We start from the raw sequence: 21,963 nt of genomic DNA on the forward strand, positions 1-21,963 counted from the left end.
CTATCCTCTTACGAACCCCATCAGGCGACGGCCTTGCGCCGATCCCGTACAGAAGCAGGTTTCCGGCGAGCGGATGACGCAAAAGGGATTGACTAATCGAGGCCCGTTACAGAAGCCCGGATGGAGCCAACGGGTCGCGCGAATGCGCGCCCGATGACAGGCTCCGCGCAATCCGGGGTTCTATGTTTGCGGGCGAGCATCCCGGGTTACGCTTCGCTCCGCCCGGCTACAGTCCGCCCGGCGCTGGCGTCGTTTGGCGAAGCTGATTACAATTCCTCAGCTCACATCGCCTTCAGAATTGGAAATTGAAAGATGGATAACCGCAGTGATATCTGGCGTGGCGTCGATACCATCAAGCCGCGCTTCGTCGCCTTGAGCGATCGGGTCTGGGCAATGCCCGAAGTGTGCTACACCGAGGCGCGCTCCGCCGCCGAACATCTGGCCGAACTGCGCCATCAGGGTTTCCGCATCACCGAGCAAGTCGCAGGGATTCCCACCGCGCTGATGGGCGAATGGGGCGAAGGCGGACCCGTCATCGCCTTCCTCGGCGAATACGATGCACTACCGGGTCTCAGTCAGGAGGCGGGCGTGGCGGAACCTCGCCCGCTGCAAGCCGGCGGCCACGGTCATGGCTGCGGCCACAATTTGCTCGGCTCCGCCGCCCTGCTCGCCGCCACCGCCGTAAAAGACTGGCTCGCCGCGCGCAAGGTGCCGGGGCGCGTGCGCTATTACGGCTGTCCTGCGGAAGAAGGCGGCGCGGCGAAAGCCTTCATGGTGCGATCAGGTGCGTTCGACGATGCCGACATCGCGATCACTTGGCATCCGTCCAGCTTCTGGGAAGTCGTGGTGACGCCTTCGCTCGCCAACACGCGCGCTGATTTCATCTTCACCGGCCGCACCTCGCATGCCGCGGCCTCGCCGCATCTTGGCCGCAGCGCACTCGATGCGGTGGAACTGATGAACGTCGGCGTGAACTACATGCGCGAGCACATGCCAAGCGACGCCCGTGTCCACTATGCCCTGCTCGACACCGGCGGCATCGCCCCCAATGTGGTGCAGGCCCATGCCCGGGTGCGCTATTCGATCCGCGCGCGCGACCTGCCCGGCATGAACGAACTGGTAGAGCGCGTCCACAAGATCGCGCAGGGCGCGGCATTGATGACCGAAACCAAGGTGGAGATGAAGATCATTTCGGCCGTCTCCAACCTGCTGCCCAATACCCCGCTCGAGGCCGCCCTCCACGACATTATGGAAGAACTCGGTCCGCCGCATTTCGACGAGACCGACAAGGATTTCGCGCAGCAGATCCGCTCCACGCTGACGGAGAAGGATATCGCGACCGTCTATCACTCGATCGGCATAGAGCCGACCGACCGGCCGCTGGCCGATTTCATCGTCCCACTGAATGCCAAGCGTAACCCGCAAGTCGGCTCGACCGATGTCGGCGACGTGAGCTGGGTCGTCCCGACCGTTCAGGTCCATGCCCCGACGGTTGCGATCGGTACCCCATTCCACACCTGGCAGGTGGTGGCGCAGGGCAAGAGCCCGCACGCCCACAAGGCCATGGTGCAGGCCGCCAAGGCCATGGCCGGCCTCGGCATCAAGGCGCTGACGGAACCGGACCTGATCGCCGCCGCGAGGGCCGACCTCAAGAAGCGCACGACCCGCACCCCCTATGTCAGCCCGCTGCCGGACGGCGTCGCCCCACCGCTGGATATGTCGCTGGTCTGACTGGACCGGTCTGGCGAACAAATTTTTTGCAGTGCAAAGCACGATTCAGCGCGCTTTGGTGTGCCGCGGCCGCCAGATTGCCGAAGCGATGTGCGGCGCAGCGTGATTCTGCCCAAGCAAAAATCATTGGCCGCTCCTCCACCCTTCGAATTGTCGATCACAAGCCGTTGACCTCGGGGGCATTTGATGTGCCATCTTACGACCCAGCGAATGGCGACCGCCCAGCGGCACGCCGTAACCACGCCGGAAGCAGACGGGGACAACGATGCTGGACAATGAACTGCGAACCATGATCGACGAGGTGAAGGACGGCCGCATGGATCGCCGCGCCTTCGTTCAGCACCTGATCGCGCTCGGCCTCACCGCGCCGATGGCCACGCAGATCCTCGCCGTCGGCGGGGTAGCGATGGCGCAGAGCAAGGCACCCTACAAGCCGACCAAGCGCGGCGGCGGCGGCCCGCTGAAGCTGCTGTGGTGGCAGGGAGCAACCCTGCTCAATCCGCATTTTGCCACCGGCACCAAGGACCAGGACGGTTCGCGCCTGTTCTACGAACCGCTGGCGAGCTGGGACGCCGCCGGCAACCTCTGCCCGATTCTGGCGGCGGAAATTCCGTCGACCCAGAACGGCGGCCTCGCTGCCGACGGCAAGTCGGTGACGTGGAAGCTCAAGCCGGGCGTCAAATGGCATGACGGAAAACCGTTCACCGCCGACGACGTCGTGTTCAACTGGGAATATGCCCGCGATCCCGCTACCGCGGCGTTGACCATCGGCGTCTACCAGGACATCACCGTCGAAAAGATCGACGACCTCACCTTCCGCGTCCTGTTCAAGGGTCCCACTCCGTTCTGGGCCGATGCCTTTGTCGCGGTGGTCGGCTGCATCCTGCCCAAGCATCTGTTCGCGGACTACAAGGGTGCCAAATCCCGCGAGGCTCCCAACAATCTCAAGCCCGTCGGCACCGGCCCCTACAAGTTCGTCGAGTTCAAGCCGGGCGACCTTGTGCGCGGGGAAATCAATCCCGACTACCACATGCCGAACCGCCCCTACTTCGATACGATCGAGATCAAGGGCGGCGGCGATGCCGTCTCGGCGGCGCGCGCGGTGATTCAGACCGGCGAATTTGACTATGCCTGGAACATGCAGGTGGAAGACGAGGTCCTGCTGCGCCTGGAGAAGGGCGGCAAGGGCAAGACCGTCTATACGACCGGCGGCGACATCGAATTCATTGCGCTGAACTTCACGGACCCCAACACCGAAATCGATGGCGAACGTTCGTCGATCAAGACCAAGCATCCCCTGTTCTCCGATCCGGCCGTACGCAAGGCGCTCGCGCTGCTCGTCGACCGCAACGCCGTCCAGAAGCACATCTACGGTCGCGCCGGACGCACCACGGCCAGCTTCCTCAACGGGCCCGAACAATTCGTCTCCAAGAACACGAAATGGGAGTTCAGCATCGAGAAGGCGACCCAGCTATTGGAGGAGGCCGGATGGAAAGTCGGGGCTGACGGGATCCGTGAGAAGGACGGAAGGAAACTGAAATTCCTGTACCAGACCTCGATCAACGGCCCGCGCCAGAAGACCCAGGCGATCATCAAACAGGCCTGTCAGAAGGCCGGCATCGACGTCGAACTGAAATCGGTGGTCGCCTCGGTGTTTTTCTCTTCGGATGTCGCCAATCCCGACACCTACTCCAAGTTCTACGCCGACATCGAGATGTTCCAGATTCCGATGACCCAGCCCGACCCGGCTCAGCATATGCGGCGCTTTCATTCGCGCTTCGTGGCTACCAAGGAAAACAAGTGGCAGGGCAGGAATTTCCCGCGCTGGGTCAACAAGGAGTTTGACGCTGCGATCGACGCGGCTGAGGCCGAAGTCGATCCGGTCAAGCGGGCCGCGTTCTACATCAGGGCCAACGACATCATGTGGGAAGACACGGTGGTCATCCCGGTGATGCACCGCCTGAAGGTCGGCGCGGCAGTCAACTCGCTGCGCCCGGTGCTCAGCGGCTGGACCAACGACACCGACAATATCCAGGACTGGTATCGAGAGGCCTGAAGCCGGCATAGATCGTCCCTCATGCGGCAGTATATCCTGCGTCGCCTGCTGATCGCTGTGCCGAGCCTGCTCGGCATTTCGCTCGTTCTGTTCACGGTGCTCGCGCTGGCGCCCGGCGATCCGTTCGCGGAGCTCGTGACCAATCCAAACGTGCCGCCCGAAGTGGCGCAAGCGCTTCGGACCAAATTCGGCCTCGACGATCCGGTCCATGTCCGTTACCTGCGTTGGCTCGCCGCCATGACACAGGGCGACTGGGGCTTTTCCTTCGTCAGCCGGATGAACGTCGATACGCTCATCCTGCAGCGCCTGCCGACGACGCTCTATGTGATCGGCTCGGCGCAGGTGCTGGCGCTGCTGATTGCGATCCCGGTCGGTGTCTTCGCCGCCACCCGGCCCTATTCGATCTTCGACCAGATCGCCAACACGCTCGCCTTCATCGGCTTCTCGCTGCCGACCTTCTTTACCGGCCTTTTGTTCATCCTGGTGTTTTCGATCAAGCTGGACTGGCTGCCATTTGTCTATACGACCGACATCAAGGCGACCGGCATCCAATGGGTGGTCGAACAGGTCCGGCAGGCCATTATGCCGGTGATGGTGCTTGGGCTGTTCCAGGCGGCGTCCATGACACGCTTCGTGCGCTCGGCCATGCTGGACGTGATCCGCCTCGACTACGTCACGACCGCCCGCGCCAAGGGCCTCGGGCAGACAAGGGTGATCGTCAAGCACGCGATGCGCAACGCGATGATCCCGGTCGTCACCCTGGTCGCGCTGCAGATGCCGGCCGTGTTCGGCGGCGCCATCGTCACCGAACAGATTTTTCGCATTCCGGGCATCGGCTCGCTGCTGATCTCATCGATTCTCTCCAACGATACGCCGGTCGTGATGGCCGTGACCTTCGTGTTCGCCTGTCTCGTGGTGCTCTTCAACCTGATCGCGGATGTCCTGTATGGCTGGCTCGACCCTCGCATTTCCCTCCGCTGAGCGGCGCGGCTATTCGCCCTGGCGCGAGACCTGGCGGCGCTATCGCCGCCACCGGCTCGCCGTGGTCAGCGCATTGCTGCTGCTCGTCCTGATCGCCGTGGTGGTGTTCGGACCCCTCGTCTGGCGCGTCAGCATCAACGAAATCGATTTCACTGCCCGCCTCGAGGGCCCCTCGCTCGCCCATCCCTTCGGCACCGACGATCTCGGGCAGGACATTCTCGCCCGCATGATCTACGGCGGACGGATATCGCTTGCGGTCGGCCTTGCCGCCATGGCGGTCGCCGTCATCGTCGGCACGCTGATCGGGGCGCTCGCCGGCATGTCGCGCGGCGCGCTTGGGCATGCGCTGATGTGGCTGACCGACCTGTTCCTCTCGCTGCCGCAACTGCCTTTGCTGCTGCTGCTCATCTATCTGTTCCGCGATGGGCTGAAGGCCGTGTTCGGCCCTGAAGGCGGCATCTTCATCCTGATCGTGCTCGTCATCGGCGGACTGCGCTGGATGCCGGTCGCCCGCCTGGTGCGCGCGCAATTCCTGTCGCTGCGCGAGAAGGAATTCGTCGAGGCGGCACGTGCGCTCGGCGCCAGCCCGATGCGGCAGGTGGTACGCCACATCCTGCCCAACGCCGTCGGGCCGGTGATCATCGCGGGCACCATCGACGTGGCGGCGGCGATCATCGCGGAATCGACGCTGTCGTTTCTCGGCCTCGGCTTTCCGCCGGATACCCCGACCTGGGGACGGCTATTGTTCGACGCCAAGGACTATCTCGACATTGCCGCGCACTGGGCGATGTTTCCGGGCGGCGCGATCTTCATCGCCGTGGTGGCCATCAATTTCATCGGCGACGGGTTGCGCGACGCGCTCGACGCGCGGCGGGTGATCTGATGGCGCCGCTGCTCGAAATCAAGGGACTGAAAACCCACTTCGCAACCGACGATGGCATGCTAAGGGCGGTCGACGGCGTCGACATCGTGCTCAACAAGGGCGAAACACTCTGCGTGGTCGGAGAATCCGGCTGCGGCAAGACCGTCACGGCGATGTCGATCCTGAAGCTGATCGCAATGCCGCCAGGCCGCATCGTCGAGGGCCAGATCATCTTCGAAGGCCGCGATCTCGTGCCGCTCTCCAGCAGCGAACTGGATGACATCAGGGCCAAGGAGATCGGCTTCATCTTCCAGGAACCGATGACCTCGCTCAACCCGGTGCTGTCGGTCGGTGAGCAGATCGCCGAAAGCCTGCGCCGTCACGAGGGCCTCTCGCGGAAGGACGCGCTTGCCCGCACGGTGGAGATGCTGAAGCTGGTGCAGATTCCCAATGCCGAGGGCCGCGTGCATGATTACCCGCACCAGTTCTCCGGCGGCATGCGCCAACGCGTTATGATCGCCATGGCGCTTGCCTGCAAGCCCAAGCTCGTCATCGCCGACGAGCCGACAACCGCGCTCGACGTGACCATTCAGGCGCAAATCCTCGACCTGCTGCAGGACATGAAGGAACGCTTCGGCATGGCTGTCATGCTGATTACCCACGCTATGGGCGTGGTGGCGGAAACCGCGCAGCGGGTGGTGGTGATGTACGCCGGCAAGGTGGTGGAAGAGGCCGATGTCGACAGCCTGTTTGAAAGCCCGCGCCATCCCTACACGCAGGGCCTGATCCGCTCGATTCCGCGCATCGACCTCGATAGCATGCACAAGACCCGGCTGGAAGCGATCGGCGGCACGGTGCCGACCCTGATCAATCCCGCGCCCGGCTGCCGCTTCGCACCGCGCTGCCGCCACGCCTTTGGTCCTTGCTCCAAACAAGAACCGGTTCTGCGCGAGGTCGCACCGGGCCATCGCATGGCCTGTCACCTTGGAGACACGCGGGGAGAGACACCATGAGCGAACCCCTGCTGCGCGTCACCGGTCTGAAGAAGCATTTTTCCGTCAAGGGCGGACTCCTTTCGCGCGAGGTCGGGCGCGTTCACGCGGTGGACGGCGTGTCCTTTGCGGTCAATCGCGGCGAAACGCTCGGCCTGGTTGGCGAGTCCGGTTGCGGCAAGTCCACCGCGGCGCGCTGCGTGCTGCGCCTACTCGAACCCAGCGAAGGCGAGATCGTCTTTGACGGACACGATGTGCTTGGCCTTTCCGGCGGGGACCTGCGCGCCATGCGTCGCAACATGCAGATCGTCTTCCAGGACCCGTTTGCCTCGCTCAATCCGCGCATGACGGTCGGCGCGATCCTTGGCGAAGCCTTCACCATCCACGAACTCGCTTCCTCGGCAAGCGAGCGGGAGGACCGCGTGGCGAGCCTGCTCGTCAAGGTGGGACTGAAGGCCGAGCACATGCGCCGCTACCCGCATGAATTTTCCGGCGGCCAGCGCCAGCGCATCGTAATTGCGCGTGCGCTCGCGGTGGAGCCAAAATTCATCGTATGCGACGAGCCGGTTTCCGCGCTCGACGTGTCCATTCAGGCGCAGGTGATCAATCTGCTGGAGGATCTGCAAGCCGACCTCAACCTCACCTATTTGTTCGTTGCTCACGATCTTTCGGTGGTGGAGCATATTTCCGACCACGTGGCGGTGATGTATCTCGGCCGCATCGTCGAACTGGCGAGCGCGCGCGACCTCTACCGCCATCCGCGGCATCCCTATACACAGGCGCTGCTCTCCGCAGTGCCGGTGCCGGACCCGAAGGTCAAGCGCAAGCGGATCCGCCTGCAGGGCGATGTGCCGAGCCCGATGAACCCGCCGCGCGGCTGTCATTTTCACACCCGCTGCCCGATCGCCGAGCCGCGCTGCCGGGAAAGCGCGCCCGAACTGAAGCAAGGCAGCGATGGGCATTTCGTGGCCTGCCATCTGGCCTGACGGGTGCTGGCCGCACCGTTTTTGAAATCAGGTCACTGTCGGGTTCCCTACAGACAGCGGCTGGAATCAGATTTTAGTTTGCGCACATGCCGGGACGGCATGGGGATCGGCGTGCCCCGGCATAGAACGACCCCAGCGGACCTCAGCCCTCAAGCTGGGGTCGTTTCTTTTGAACGGCCGCTTTTTGAAACAGGCCGGTACCAGACGGCGGCGCGTGTCCTGCCCGACTATTCGCCGCTCCCCGTGCGGGCGCCGTAGGCATGAAATCAATCGTCGAAAAATGAAGCGGCCCCGCCCCGGCGTGGTTGAACCACTCTTGCCAGGGCGGGGCCGAGATCAGGTCGTGGCGTTACCTCGGGTGAACGCCGTTTTTGCGGATGATGTCCGAAAGCTGGGACAAAAGCTCCCGAAGCCGGGCATTCTCCTCGATCAGCGAGTGAGCTTCGTCGGCCTGTTCGTCGCGACGAAGGGCGGGCTCGTCCCCGCGAAGGGCATTCTCAAGCAACGAAAGAGCGTCGTCAGTCGGTTCCTCAACCCAAAATGAGGGTTCTGCGCGTCGGTCTCGCTTATTAAGCTGCGGATGGTCTACTCGCATGATTGATACTCCAATTTTAAAATGCGGAACGAGCCCCCAGTCTCTTTGTCGCGCGCGGAGAATGAGGTGAGTCGGCAGGCATTTTTGCGACTAAAATTGGAATCGCGCGGAGACGACCCCGGCGCTAAAGCGGCGTGATTGCGGCGAATCTTTCAAGCGCGCGCGGCGCGGCACTGCAGCCTGCGCGTGCGATTTGTAGCGTCTTCGAGCAGAGCATGTCCTCGGACGAGAACCGGCTCGCGTCAGGAAAACGCGCCAAAACAACAATCTAGAGCGGGTTCTGATTCAATCAGAACCGAAAAGCTTCTAAAGAAACGTGGCCAATTGATAGAGCGCGTAAAGAACTTCCAGGCCCATGAGAACGAGCGCTGCGATCATTAGATAATAACCAAAATGCATAGGGGACTTGTAACCAATGCTTCTCGCGGCCCGTGCGAATCTCGCGCCAGGCCGTGGACCAAACTCGATACGCGTCGGAAGGGACAAGCCTCCGGCGAACTATTCGTCGGCAATCAGAAATAAAAAGGCCTCCGCCGCCGCGGAAGTGACGCCTTTGAACGCCTTTGTCGCGAGCCTCTTCTTGACCGGAGGTCTCTAGTTCGACGCCAGCACGCCTGCTTACACACCGTGGAAAATCTTGATTCCCCACAGCACGATGACGATGGCCAATACCAGCGTAGCCGCCGTCAGTACACTTTCTAAGGAAGCGACTCTCATACTAACTCTCCGCTTCCCAGCCCCACTAAACGGTCTAGGTGATTCGTTGATTCCCCTGCAATCGCATGATCACAATGCTTTGAACGTTGCCCGGCGGTTGTGTTTTACGGGTCACACGTCTGGGTATGGCGGCACACTTCGCCGCCACTACAGCGTCGCCCTGCGCCTACGGAGGCGGAAGTGCCCGCCTCTCCCGACGGTTTTCGATTGAAGAAGATTATTCGGGCTGGCTCGCCGGAACGTAGGGACCGGCCGGGACCGGAGCACTTCGCCGCCCTTCGGCGAGAGCTGCCAAGCGATCGTATTCCTCCGCCACCTTGAGCAGGCGTCCCTGGTCCTTGACGGCATTCGCGGCTAACTCCCGTGTCCGCTCCGCACGCCTGCGCCAGTGATCCGCATTGGTCAGGAAATCCGTCATCGCTACGCCCCTAATAAGATGGTTTGCTCCCCAGCCCGCGCTGACGTCAGAAAGGCCCGCGATGCGTCAAAAATTTGGCCTAATCCGCTCTGCCGTGTGACTCGGAGGACGCATGCGCTATCCGGCGTGCCTCTTCGTCGATCCCTTTCCGACGCAAATTTGCCCCCGACTCAATGGAAAGCTCGTCGTGGAAATCGACGAGTGGGCCACCTTGTGATCAGGAATGTGTCATGAGTATCGAACATCCGCCGCACGACAGACAGGCCCGCCTCGATGCATTTCGGGATGCCAAACGCGCCGACAACGTCGTGCCGCTGCGTGAAGGCAATGGCGCGCTTCCGGCAAATGAAGCGCCGCAGCAGGGCGACGAACTTCTCACCGCCTTATCGCCCCTGCTCGACGAAGTCGACGGACTTCGGGCAGATGAGGCGCCGCATCAGGAAACCAATAACGTCGCGCTGCTGCTCGAAGAGAATGCCCGGCTTCGAAAGCTGGCGGTCAAGCTGTCAAATCTGCTTGGCGATCTTCCCGAGGGGAGCAGGTGAGATCGAGATGCCGCGACCGGCAGATTTCTGCGGGCCGCCATCAACTCCCGGCCCGTCTTGGCGAACGGCGGCTCTTGGCGAACGGCACCGGAGCCCCGGAGCTTGGTCGGAATAGCCGTCGCGGGAGGTCTCGAAGCTATTCGAAGGCTTGGTGGGCGCACCGGGCGAACCTGGGACCCGCTGATTAAGAGTCAGCCACGGGTTAAGAACAATCAATGACTTGCCGGTCGTACTCTGGGCCTTATCCGGCCGAAAATGGGCATTCGTCGCACGATCATAGTGCTTCGTTGCACTGCCTGTTGGCTTGGACCGGCTGTAGCAGGGCGGGTTACGCCACGCGTACGCCCGGCCTTCGTTTCTGGCTGAGCGCGTTGGAATGCCGGCTTGATCTCGTAACTGGAGGGGACGTGCAAGCCCGGCGGACAGGCCGGGCTGCCGTCGCGCCACCTCACCGGGATTCGGCCGCGCCAATCTGGCTCGTGAGCTGACTGCGCTCCGCCGCGGTCAACTCCGTCGCCTGCTCAGCGGCCAGAGGTCCATTGCCGACCACCCGGAGCGTGCTGTTCGGATCGTAGCTCTGGCGTCCTGGCGCTTGGCGCCGCTCTTCGTCTTGCCGCTGCTGCTGGCTTTCGCCGCCGTCACCGCCGCCGAAGCCGAGCACCTCGACGATGATGATCGAAGGTTGCTCGCCGCCACGCGATTGGGTGGGCGGGGTTGTCGCCTGCGCGGCGGCGCCGGCCACATTGGAAGCCTCGGTGAGGCTGCCGATGTTCGGCGCCTGAACTGTCGGAACGCCGATGGCCGCTCCGGACACCGTGATGTTGTTGGCGTTGATGATGCGCAATGCCCCGAAATTCGCATCCCCAAACACACGGATGCCAGCATCGCCGGCATTGATCTCTCCCTTGAAAGCCAAGAGGTCCATCCGGCTTTTCTTGCGCTGCTCCTTGCCCGGCTCTTCGGGCTGCGTGTCGCCAATAGCCCAGGGCGGCGGCGGCACCGCATCGGCGCTGGCATCGGACGTTCTGTTTGCATCGAGCACACCAATGCCGGCGCCGGTCGAGAGGCCGAACGCGTCGACCGAGACCCGCGCGTCGTTGTCCATTGTGAACTTGAGCGGAACGTTGAACACCGAGGTCTTGGCGCCGGCGCCGGCGCTGATATTGCCGTTCGAGGTCCACATCGTCAGATCGCCGCCCTGCAGGGTGAAGACGCGGGAGACGTAAAGATCGATGCTGCCGTCGCCCATGATCCGGACATCACCGCCGCGGCGGGTGACGATGCCGCCCAATCCATAATTCTTGGTCTCCTCGCTGTCATAACCCACAGTGACTTGGCCGTAAGGTGCCATGATGCTGATGTTGCCGCCGGACTGGGTCTGCACAATGCCACCGCGCAGCATCACGTCGCCCCATCCGCCGCTCACGGCCGCGGGCGATGCCGGGAACAGTCTTTCGATCGCCGAATAGCCGCGGGTGTACTGCTTGAAGCGGAGACTGTCGGCGTTGTTGTAGTCGATACCGGTCTCCTTCAGCTCGGTGAACAGCACCTGTTGCAGGAAGGCCTGCTGAGTGAGCTTGGGCAGCGAGGCGAACAGCGCGCGCTGATCGTCGGCCGGCCGCTCGGCGTAGCCGAGGTCCTTCAGGAAAATGCCTAAGTCCTTTTCATACGTCCTTACCACCTTGCCGGCATTGTCCGGATGCGACAGCGGCAGTGTCGGATCGGAGGCGTTGCGCGGGTCGAGATATATTGCGGCGAAGCCCGCATAATCCGCACCGCCTTTGGTGCCGGCGATGATGTTGATATCGCCGCCTTTGTCGGGAAGCGCCAGATTGGGGATGTCGGTCTTCGCACGGGTCTCGTTGAAGTTGGAGACAAGCACATTGCCCGTGCTCATGATGCCGCCGCGCAGCAGGAGTTCCCTGTTGGCAATAAAGGTCAAATCGCGGCCGGCCTCGACCCATAACATGCCTTCGCCAAGGAACGCGATCTGCGGGCGGATGATGTCCCGCCCGGCGATCACGCTCGACACTTGCAGGGGATTGTTGTTCTGCGCGATGATTGATGGGTAGAGGATGTCTTCGCCGGCATGGATATCAACCGGTTTTGGCGCGGTGAGGCTCCATCCGAGGGTGGTGCCGATCGTTCCGTTCAAGGCATAGAGCCTTGCGGGTTCGGTGTCAGCGACATGGAGCGGAATGAAGCCGCGCTCCCAATTGCTGTTCGCTCCGATCGGCTGCGGAAGAGCATCTTCAACGCCGAGATACATGACGGAATTCAGTTCCGTGCGGAAGGGCGCGAGTGCGCCGCGGCGATACTGTGGGGCGATATCCTCCATGCGGACCTGTTGTCCCGAGTTGAGCAGGACGTCGTTGTTGGCGAGCAGCTCCAGCGTTCCCGATGCGCCGGGAGCAAGTATTGTTGCGCCGAAGCCGAATATTTCAGGCTGCTTGGTTGCGATCGAGACATCGGACTGAAGCGAGGCCAATCGCAAAGTCGGCGGCAAGAGAGTAGCCTTGGACTGAAGCAACGGCAGCCTCAGATCGCTCAAGGGATGCGACCTCAATTGCACCTCATAGGAGCCGCCCAGGCTCAGATCCGCCGCTCTCAAAGAGGCGCCCTGGTAGACCACCTTGCCGGAGGTCGACACTGCATCGACAGCGGTGCGATCGGAGTAGCTGACGAAGCCCGACCCGCGATTGACGTTGAGATTGCCGGCTACTTGGCCAATGAGCATGGGATCGTAGATGCCTTCGATAGTGATATCGCCCACCGCGGTGAGGCTTGCGGTCGCATCCATCAACCCGAGGAGCATGTTGACCGGCGTGTCCGTGTAGACTGGCACCGGGCTCCAAGTGGTGGTCCGCTGCTTTCCGCTCGCGCCGCTGGCGACGATACGGTTGCCGGCATTGAACTCGGCATGGCCGCGGCCCAGCATGTAGACGCCGCCGAGAAGGTCGCGGCCGGTCTCGATGTCCAGATTGCCGCCGCCGCGGATGACGAGGTCTTCGGCCCGGGCGACCGGCCCGGCCGCGCCCGCCGGGGTCGTGGGCGTGGTGAGGTGCCCTGTTGTCGGGATGGCGACTGACAGATCCTTGCTGTCGCGGCCCGCGCGCACCCGCACATCGCCGCCGCCGAGCGCTCCGACGCCGGACTCGAAGTTGGCGAACACGATCGACCAGCTCGTCTGGTCTTTCACCGTCGAGGCGGCCGGATCGCCGGTCCAGTTGGTCTCGCCGTAGTGGAAGAGCCAGGCCGCCGTGCTCTGTGTGACGACTGGAGCCTTGATGTCCTGGCCGGCGATGAGAACAATGTCGCCGCCGGCTGTCGGGTAATCGCCGTGCTTGGAGCCGACAACGAAGCCGGCTTCCGTCTGCTTCTTCCTCCCAGCGGTGTAGATCACCGAGGTGTTGCTCTTAAGCTCGATATCGCGACGCGCGTCCATGCGGATCTCGCCGGTGCCGGTGCGGACGATCGCGTTGGCGCCGATGATGATGTCCTGGCCGCTGTCGAAGTTGAGATTAAAGGAAGAGCCGCTCTTGAGTGCCGCATTCTTTGCATCGCTCTGGAAACCATCGCTGATCGTAGCGTTGACCAGGATATCCCCTTTCGCTTCAAAACCGATCCAGCTCGGGAGGCTGAGGCTGCCACCGAGATCGATAGCAGAGGCGATGGTGAGATCGCCGGAGCTGTTGCGGAAAAGCGCGCCAGCCATCGAGACAAAGCCAGCGACTGTACTTGCGGGTGTGGCTTGCAGACCGACCAGCATCTCGCTCACCTTTGCCGCATCGACGGTTGCGACATCATAGTTGCGGACACCGACCAGCACACTCTCCCGCGCTCCGATATAAACTCCCGAGCCGTAGTGGGCGACGCGGAAAATGGCGTTGAGATCGTCGCCTGCCGAAGCGTTCGCCCGCATCAGGATGCGCCCGCCGCCGGCACGGCCGCCGGACACGTCGATGACGGCACCGTTCGCGACGTAGATCCCCGTCGTGTCACCGGCGCCGCTACGCGTGCCGGTCGAAGCCAATTCGACAACGCCGCTCGCCGGCGCATAGCCATTCGTCGAAATTGCTCCGACCTGGGCTTCGATCCGGGCGCCGTCGTAGAGCCTGACGCCCTGCCCGCCGATCAGGCGCACATCGCCGCCATCGGCGATGCTTAAGTCTCCGCTCGCGGCGATCTTGCCGTGAATATCCACCCAGCCCTTGTCGGACCGCAGCATCACACGATGCGCCGACAATTGCTGCCCGGCTCCCACCACAATGCTCTGCTCGCGCAACCGCATACTGATCTCGCGGTAGAACGCAGTGCCAAAGTCCACTGACGAGCCGGCAAGCTGACGGGCATCCAGCGTGAACGACCCACCGACATGGCCGATCGCAGCATGCGCGCGCAGCGTGGCCTCGATCTGCGCGATATCAGCGACGATATCGATCCGCCCGGCATCGCCGCCGCGCGCCGATCCCGAGACGTCGATCAGCGAGCCGGCCGCGAGCGACACGCGCCCAGGCGCCTCCAGCCTCACACTGCCGCCGGGCGCAAAGCCGACGAGACCTAGGAAATCGACCGACCGGCCTGACATGTCCAATATCGCGGTGTTGCCGATGACGAGATCGCCAGAGGTCGCGCGAATATCGATCACGCCCGCCGGCAGCAGCGCCTGCGTGCCGAAAGAGACGCTGGCGCCCCGCAATGCCAGCCGGCCGCCGAACGGGGCGTCCGCCGATGAACCGGCAAAAAAGCCCTTGTTGAGCTGCAGAGCGCCACTCGCCGCGACCGTGTAATCCGAGGCCGCCGCGGCAGTGATCCGGCCCACATCGAGCGCGACGTAGCCCACGCCGCCGGTGCTGGCATTGACGACATTGAAGGTGCCTGTCCCGGACGTGCGCAGCTCGCCGACCCGACCTTGAAGTGCGTGGAAGCCGCCGAGCGAGACATTGCCCGGCCCTAACAGCAGGCGATCGATGTCAAGGTTCAGCGCCGCCGCCGTATCGGGGCCGGCATAGCCTCGAGCCGCGCCGCTGTTGCGGAACGACAAGGCCTGCGCGGTGATCTTCGGCTGGTGCGCGGATGCGCCGATGCCCTGGATGAGCCCGCTATCCAGGGTCAGCGCTTTGAGCGTCGCCACCCCCCTCGCATCACGCCGGCCAAGCTCGACGGTGCCATGGAGGTTGATCGACTCGTGGCCCCGGATCAGCACGTCGGACGCCGCAGCGAAACGCTCCAGCATGTCTTCGGTGAAGGTCGTGCCCGCAGTGCCAGCCGGCACCTCGCCGAGATTGACTGTGACGGAGGCAAGGTCGAGCTGCGCGGCCTCGATGATCGTCCGCGTCGCCAAGTTGATGGCATTGCTGCCGTCGAATGAAATCGAGCCCGAAGTCCGTAGTGCTGCATCGTCGACGACGGCCAGCACACCGGCGGCACCGTTACTGCCGGTGCGGACGAGCCCGACGCGCTGTCCAGTGGACAGCCGCAGCAGCGCGCCGTTGCCGCTCATCTGGAGCGGGTTGGCATCGACGCTCGCAGGCCCTTCGGCCGTCAGCGAGGCGCCGCTGCGAACTTCGACCAGGCTGGAGGCTGCAAGGATGATTTCCGGAGCGGTGAAATGCGCATTGTCATAGACCGTGACCTCGCTGGCGCCGACCGCGATGGTGGTCCCGGTCGTACCAATGCTCCGCGTTCCGCCGATCAGCACGGAACCGGCGCCGAAATCCTCCAGTTGCTGTGCATCGAGACGCAACACGTCTGCTGGAGTTGCTGCGGAGCCGCTGACCAGCGCGATCTTCGCTGCCGAAACATCGAGGTTGCCCAGAAGCCCGCCATTGCCGGAAAGGCGCCCCGTGCCATCAAGATTAAGACTACGGCTTGCGGCCAGAATGACGGTGCCGGCGTCAGCCGGCGTGCGGACTGTCGAAAGCCCGGCCGCCTCGGCAAGTTCGCGCGCGGATTGATTGAAGGAGACTATCTTGAATTCGCTGTACTGCTTCCAGGTGGCGTTGTTCATCACCCTGAACTGGTTGTAGCCGGTATCGCGAATGGCGCCACCCAAGGTCGACCGGTAGCCACTGGCGATCTGCGATCCATCCGGCAGTGTCACAGCCTTGCGGGCTACTGCGGTGCTGCCGCCAAGCGGCTCGACCAGCATGCCGCCTTCAAGCAGCGCGTAATGCGCAGGCAGCAGCGTGTAATAGCCCGCTTTGAGGCCCGGGACGCTGTCAAGGTAGACGGTGTCGCCAACCTTGAGCCGGCTGTCCTGCAACGATAGCCCCGGTGCATTGTTGCTTGTCGGCCCCGGCGCCGCTCCGAGGTTCGGCAGGATCGCGTAGCGCTCGACGGAGGTGCCGGCGAGGATATTCGTCGACCCGCCAATGCCGCCGACGAACGACCAGCCGAGGAGATCGCCGCCGCCCGAGACATCGACCACCGCACCGGCCTGCACATCGACATCGGGCCCGGCGAGCTTGACCGACTTGCTCGGCACCCAGCCCGCAATTTGATAGCCGCCGAAGAGGCCGGCCGAATTGAGATAGCCGAACGGGACGGTCAGGCCCTCGAGCGAGGCCGAGGTCAGGCTGCCCGGCCGCAACGTGAGCGTCTGGCTCGCTTCAAGCCGGATCTGTCCTTGCGGCGCCCGGACGACGCCGCCTTGGTCGATGACCGGCGCGCGCAGGGTGAGCCGCTGCCCATAGGACATCGGCACCGGCGCGGCGCGGCCGTTCGACCTCACGGTAATCGAAATGCCCGCATTGACCAGGAAGCCCGGATCGGCTTCCGGGAGTTCGCGCGCATTCTCCTGGTAAGCGACCGTGCCGGGCGCGATATAAAGCTGCGCGGCATCGAACAGCAGCGAGCCGGCCGTCGTCAGCGTGCCGGGTGTACCGTCATTGCCGGCAAGCCGGATGTCGCCGGTCGCGATGAACGAGGTCTCACCGAAGCCGCCAATCTTGGTGCCACCGCTGATGTCGATGAGATCGGCGCGGATGGTCAATCGTCCAGCCGTGCCGGAGGGAGCAGTCATGCCGCTCTGACTGACGAGTTTGTAACCTTGGAAGTTCACGTAGGATGATACGAGCTCGACGGAGCCCGCGTTCGCCGATACGCCTGGACCAGTGCTGAGATTATAGCTCGCGAGCGTGATCGAGCGGCGCGTTGAAAGCGTGACGTCGCCGTCGAAGACGATACCGTGGTTGTTCACAATTTCGCCTGGCAGCAGGAACAGGTCGTCTGCCCCCGAGCGGTTGATGACATCAGCCGACACGCTTAGCGACGAATAGCCGGTAGTCGGCGAGGTTTGCGTAACCTCGCCAAATCCAACCGGCGCGCTTTGTGCGATGACGATGCCAGAGACTTGGGGATGAGTGTATCCCGTGCCGATCGTCAGCGTGCCGCCATAACCGTTGGTGCCACCGGCAGACAGACGGAGATCGCCAGCGACCACGCCATATGTGGCATAAATCGCGATCGAGCCGGCAGCGCCGTCGACATCGACTGGAACGTAACGATCGCGAACGCTCAATGTCGGCGCACCACCGTGGTCCACATCCGCGATGCCGTGAACGCCCGAGACGTCGATCACCGCCTCCCGGTCGATCAGAACAGTACCTAGCGTCTGCCCATCACCGGCCGCGGCTGCGAAGTTGATCAGAACCGAGCCGCCTGCCTCGACCGAGCGGCGCCCACCGTCCGGACCGGGAACGAATTTCTGATATCCGCCCGCGAGAAGGCGGGCATTGGCGCCCAGACGCACACTGCCGTTTTGCCCACTGTATGGCTCGCCGCCATTCGGTTGGATATGGATTGTGCCTCCGGGCGTCGAAATCGTGCCGTCGACGAACACGTCGACCAGCGAATCGAGCCGCACGGTGGACTCTGCGTCCATCCGGATTTCGGCTCCGGTTTCGATAACGAGCTTGCCCGGGTGTCGTGCCTGGGTGATTCCGACAGTGGTGTCGCTCTGCGTGCCGGTGACGCGGATCGGACGCTGTATTCCATCGGGTGAGAACGGCGCTGTACCGAGGGTGAGTTCCATGGGCTCACGTAAACCCTCCGGCAGTTCGGACGAGTTTTGCAGAGAGACGGCCTTCTGCTCTCTCAGCAGGTCATACAACCGTACCCCATTCAAGCCTTGGACGTCGCCGGCATTGAGGACCATTGTATCGACAGTGGGCGCGATGACCGTGCCCGATGTGACCGTCATGCCCCTGGCACCGCTCAGCGCGTAGCTTGCAAAGCCGCCTTTGGTGAAGAAGTCCGGCGCCACGGTCACGGGCGGCACGATATTGACCGATTGCTCCAGATGCGCGCCCTTCGGGATCACGGTGCCGGCCCGCAGCGTGACATCACCCGACCAAGGCCCTGGCTGAACGGTCAGCGAAATCGGGTTGATCGGTACGCCTTGCGGAAATACGTCGGCCGGGATGACATAGCCCGCATTAAAGCCCCCGAACACATAGGGCAGCGTGGTTCCTGCGGGGACGACGTCGCCCGGATAATAGCCATTGAAACTAGCGTCGTAGAGCTCATCAAAGCTCGGGGGCACGACCCAGTTCGCCGCGACGTACATGGACTTGTCCTGAGGCCAGCCTACCCAGACCGGGGCGGCTTCGCTCGGCCCTAAACGATTGAGCGTGACGGTATGCGCCACCGGCACATAGGACCCCGCCGGGATCACGATGTCCGACGCGAGCAGAAGGTCCCTGAGGGCCTGCGTATTTGCCGGCAGAACGCCGTTTTCGTACATTTTGAGATCGCCGATGATGACGTCGTCGCCCGTATCGATGGTCAGCGAGCCGCCTTTGCCGAGCGCATAGGCGACGATGTCGCCCTTCATCTCCAGCCGCCCGGTCGCGAGGCCTGCGGGCGCTTTCGTGTTGATATAGGGCGTGGCCGTATCGATCAGGATTGAGCCGCCGTCCCCGGCTGTGATTTTTCCGCTGGCCGAGAGGTGCCCGCCGCCGCTGGCATCGATGAGCGACCCCTTATCCAGTAGGATAGTGCGACTGATCAGCTCGACCTTGCCGCCGTCAACGACGGGAAGCACGCCCGTGGCGCCCGCTCGATCGTTTGTCCAGCGGCCAGCGACGTCGATGACGCCTGTTTTTCCGAGATGAATGCTCGGACGATCCGCTTCAGGGATTGTGTCCCAGGCAATACTCGACGAACTCTGCTCACCCGCCGCCGCCGTCGACCGCAGAGCCTCGATGTGCACCTTGCCGCCCGCCGCGCGGATCGTACCGGCAATCTCGGCCTGTCGGCCGATGAAGGTGAAGGTGCCGAACGCGCCGACGTCGACGGCCGTGCCCTCGCCGATCGTCAGAATGCCGTTCTTACTGCCACCGGAAACGAGCGTGACATTGCCGAAGGTCGAGCCATCGAACCACTTCGAAGGCAGAACATGCTGATGCGCCTGTACGCCCTCATAGACCGAGGCGAGACCGCGCGTATAGTCCAGTAGAGCCGTGTCGGCGTTGAAACTTTCGCCTAATCGCGGACCGTCGCCACCGATGGCGATGTTGCCGCCGATCGGATTGGCGTCGTATATCGTCGTATAGATGTAATTGGAGCCGAAGCTCAAGGTCGCAAGACTTGGCCGCTCGCGCCAGATGCGCGTCACATCGGTCACGCCCACCCCGGTCGAAGGACTGCGCTGACGTTCACCGACGACAATGTCGGAAACAATCTCGCCGTCGAAAATCCGGATGGCGTCGGTCGAAATGCTGCCGCCGCTTCCGGTCCAACTGTCCGGGAAGACATTGTTCAGCAGCAATGAACCCGCGGAACGGCCTTCGTTGTAGCCTTTTTCAAATCTCCGTCCCGAACGACTGAAGGACGTCCACTGTTCTGTGATTCCCCATCGCGCATGGTGGCGGATGAATCCACCCTCCAGGGCAATATAGACGACGCCGGCCTGCGCCTGTTCGATCGGTACGCGTGCGCCGTTGGCCGCGACCAGACGTGTACTCTGCACATAGCCGTCGAGATAGCGCACGCTGCCGCCCGACAGGTCGATGATGGACCCTTGGCGGGCGATGATTTCCATGGCGGTCATGGAGATTTTGCCGCCAACAGTCATGAACTGCGACACGTCGCGCTCGATCAGATCGTAATAGCCCTTAAGGTTCGCGATCCCCGTACCGTCGGTGAGTTTGCTGCCGTAACGGGCATCGAAATAGACTGTCCCGCCGCGCAGGCTGCTGTCGCGCATCACCGGATTGTCGCTGAGCTCGTTTGCCCTGAGCTCGGCGCGAATGGTGTTCTGCTCCATCGCGATCTCAACATCACGCAGACCAGAAACATCGAGGGTCGCACCCGCCGCAAGATAGATCCGGCTGTCGTCGGCGCTTGAGGAGTCTGGTCCGTTCTCTTGCTTGGCAACGAGGCTGATATCGCCCGCCGGAACGTACAAAGCCGCGTTTGTCTGGAATATGATGCTGTTGCCGTAGACCTCGACCGTAGACGGCTTGTAGGGATTGCCGACGACCTTCTCGCCGCTGAGATCAGGGAGGATCGCCGCGTAGCTGCCCTCGCCGAAACTGGCCGTGCCACGCTCGCCGACGACATAAGGGAACATGCCCTGGGTCTGGCCAACGTTGACCGCCGTTCCATACAGATTGCGGGTGTGATTGGTTCCGCTTGTCATGCCCGATTCGGCCTGGATCAGGATCGACCCGGCGGTTTCTGCGGCCGTGGTCGAGATCAAGACGCCGTTCTGGCCAACAGTCTTGCCCGTGAGCGTGATGTTGCCGCGCTCGACGACGATCAGGCCGGTATTCTCGGCAAGGCCGCCGCGGTCGACGCCGGCGAGAAAACCGCGGATCGGGGCGCCGCCGACGTCTTCGCCAGCATTCTTTAGCGCATCGCGCAGGGTGCCGTCGAGCAGCAGGACGCCGCGCCCGGCCGCCATCAGCACCTGGCCATCCGGTGCATCGATCCTGCCGCGATTGACGACGTTATGGCCAAGCAGCACCGCCTGGCCGAGCGTGCCGACCGCGATCTGCGCGCCCGCTTCCACCGTCACGCCGTCATAGGCGGCAAAGGTCTCGCCCGGCTTCACTCGGTTGGTGGCCGCATTCATGTCGGTGCCGTCGAAGAAGGTCAGCGGCACGCTCTGGCTGGAGGGCGGATTGGCGGCGAGAATGCCGTCAATAAAACGCTGGTTGCGCGCGGCGAGCTTCTGCTGTTCGGTGGCGCCAGCCTGATATTCGACTGCGCCGCCGTGGATATCGAGTGACGAGGCAATCAGAGTCCCGACGTTCACCTGGCTGGTCCCGCCGAAGATGACGCCATTGCGATTGATCACATAAACAGCGCCATCGGCGGCGACAGTGCCAAGGATGCGGCTCGGCGCCAAGGAGGGATCGAGCACCCGGTTGAGCACGCTCCATTGGCTCGCATCCGCGCCGCCTGCCTTCTGATCGAACGTCAGATCGGTCTCATGTCCGACATTGAATGTCTGCCAGGTCAGGATCGCTTTTTGCTGGGTCTGCTTGATGTTGACCTTGGTGCGCCCGTTCACTGACGCCTCGGTCGGAAGATTGGCACCCCGCCAAAGTTCGGAGCCGGGAATTGCGCCGGGGGCGACCTGCAGACCTCCAGGCCCAAGGCCATTCGGAACCACGCTGGGCGCGGCGTTGGCGGCTGCACGCGCCGCGCTCTGCGCGGCTTGCATCGCCTGGATCGCTTGTGTCGCACGCTTGAGCGAATTCTGGGCCTGCTGCGCCGCTCGTGCCGCCTGCTGCGCGCCCGACTGCGCCGCGGCGACCGTAGCCGCCGATGGATTGGGTGCCTGCCCGCCGAGCGGACGCGCCATGGCTTCCGCGCACGCGAGCAGCGCGGCGATGCTCACGCCTGCGAGCAGTGCATGGCGAGGTCCTCGGCGCACGGACATGATGGAAGGCATGGCGATACGAGCGGCCATCGAACGGCTCCTGCAGAAATGGTGGCCCTGTGATACTGCAGCTCAGTGTCGCCGCCGCCCGGGCTTGAGAGAGGTCCCACTTGTAAGAGCGGTTTCGAGTGGCCCGTTGAGCACGCCTGATGCGAAAAATTCTTGAGACGGGCGTGCCGGCCTGCGG

The 21,963-nt window shown here is 63.2% G+C and carries 10 protein-coding genes; 8 read left to right on the top strand and 2 right to left on the bottom strand.

Going from position 1 to position 21,963, the window contains the following annotated elements; translation table 11 throughout:
* Window positions 1-312 precede the first annotated feature (312 nt).
* From GWE18_RS37315 to GWE18_RS37345, 7 genes are all read left to right on the top strand, one after another.
* Window positions 313-1,731, top strand: a complete 1,419-nt coding sequence (locus GWE18_RS37315; RefSeq protein ID WP_275190608.1) for a M20 family metallopeptidase — start codon at window positions 313-315, stop codon at window positions 1,729-1,731.
* Between the two features lie 265 nt (window positions 1,732-1,996).
* On the top strand, window positions 1,997-3,787 hold the full coding sequence (locus tag GWE18_RS37320; protein WP_275190609.1) for a peptide ABC transporter substrate-binding protein: 1,791 nt from the start codon (window positions 1,997-1,999) through the stop codon (window positions 3,785-3,787).
* A 21-nt stretch (window positions 3,788-3,808) separates the two neighbouring features.
* A complete protein-coding gene (locus GWE18_RS37325; RefSeq protein WP_275190610.1) occupies window positions 3,809-4,768 on the top strand; it encodes an ABC transporter permease in 960 nt (319 codons plus the stop codon).
* Window positions 4,734-5,651, top strand: a complete 918-nt coding sequence (locus tag GWE18_RS37330; RefSeq protein WP_275190611.1) for an ABC transporter permease — start codon at window positions 4,734-4,736, stop codon at window positions 5,649-5,651. Before GWE18_RS37325 ends, GWE18_RS37330 begins: the two co-directional genes overlap by 35 nt.
* Window positions 5,651-6,643, top strand: coding sequence for an ABC transporter ATP-binding protein (locus GWE18_RS37335; RefSeq protein WP_275190612.1), 993 nt, complete (start codon window positions 5,651-5,653; stop codon window positions 6,641-6,643). The genes GWE18_RS37330 and GWE18_RS37335 overlap by 1 nt, the downstream gene beginning before the upstream one ends.
* Window positions 6,640-7,608 (top strand): dipeptide ABC transporter ATP-binding protein, encoded by a 969-nt coding sequence (locus GWE18_RS37340; RefSeq protein ID WP_275190613.1) that lies wholly within the window; start codon window positions 6,640-6,642, stop codon window positions 7,606-7,608. Before GWE18_RS37335 ends, GWE18_RS37340 begins: the two co-directional genes overlap by 4 nt.
* Before the next feature lie 358 nt (window positions 7,609-7,966).
* Window positions 7,967-8,152 (top strand): hypothetical protein, encoded by a 186-nt coding sequence (locus tag GWE18_RS37345; RefSeq protein WP_275190614.1) that lies wholly within the window; start codon window positions 7,967-7,969, stop codon window positions 8,150-8,152.
* Between the two features lie 985 nt (window positions 8,153-9,137).
* Here GWE18_RS37345 and GWE18_RS37350 read toward each other — a convergent pair.
* Window positions 9,138-9,338, bottom strand: coding sequence for a hypothetical protein (locus GWE18_RS37350; protein WP_275190615.1), 201 nt, complete (start codon window positions 9,336-9,338; stop codon window positions 9,138-9,140).
* Between the two features lie 230 nt (window positions 9,339-9,568).
* Here GWE18_RS37350 and GWE18_RS37355 point away from each other — a divergent pair, with 230 nt between their 5' ends.
* Window positions 9,569-9,883, top strand: a complete 315-nt coding sequence (locus GWE18_RS37355) for a hypothetical protein (RefSeq protein WP_275190616.1) — start codon at window positions 9,569-9,571, stop codon at window positions 9,881-9,883.
* A 448-nt stretch (window positions 9,884-10,331) separates the two neighbouring features.
* On the opposite strand, the gene GWE18_RS37360 is transcribed toward GWE18_RS37355, so the two are convergent.
* On the bottom strand, window positions 10,332-21,806 hold the full coding sequence (locus GWE18_RS37360) for a filamentous haemagglutinin family protein (protein WP_275190617.1): 11,475 nt from the start codon (window positions 21,804-21,806) through the stop codon (window positions 10,332-10,334).
* Window positions 21,807-21,963: the final 157 nt, after the last annotated feature.

The organism is Bradyrhizobium sp. CSA112 (assembly GCF_029051645.1).
In the GTDB taxonomy this organism is placed as follows: Bacteria; Pseudomonadota; Alphaproteobacteria; order Rhizobiales; family Xanthobacteraceae; genus Bradyrhizobium.

Coding starts and splice junctions, on each gene's coding strand:
- GWE18_RS37315 (WP_275190608.1), top strand. CDS start 313: ATGGATAACCGCAGTGATATCTGGCGTGGCGTCGATACCATCAAGCCG.
- GWE18_RS37360 (WP_275190617.1), bottom strand. CDS start 21,806: ATGGCCGCTCGTATCGCCATGCCTTCCATCATGTCCGTGCGCCGAGGA.
- GWE18_RS37325 (WP_275190610.1), top strand. CDS start 3,809: ATGCGGCAGTATATCCTGCGTCGCCTGCTGATCGCTGTGCCGAGCCTG.
- GWE18_RS37355 (WP_275190616.1), top strand. CDS start 9,569: ATGAGTATCGAACATCCGCCGCACGACAGACAGGCCCGCCTCGATGCA.
- GWE18_RS37350 (WP_275190615.1), bottom strand. CDS start 9,338: ATGACGGATTTCCTGACCAATGCGGATCACTGGCGCAGGCGTGCGGAG.
- GWE18_RS37330 (WP_275190611.1), top strand. CDS start 4,734: ATGGCTGGCTCGACCCTCGCATTTCCCTCCGCTGAGCGGCGCGGCTAT.
- GWE18_RS37335 (WP_275190612.1), top strand. CDS start 5,651: ATGGCGCCGCTGCTCGAAATCAAGGGACTGAAAACCCACTTCGCAACC.
- GWE18_RS37340 (WP_275190613.1), top strand. CDS start 6,640: ATGAGCGAACCCCTGCTGCGCGTCACCGGTCTGAAGAAGCATTTTTCC.
- GWE18_RS37320 (WP_275190609.1), top strand. CDS start 1,997: ATGCTGGACAATGAACTGCGAACCATGATCGACGAGGTGAAGGACGGC.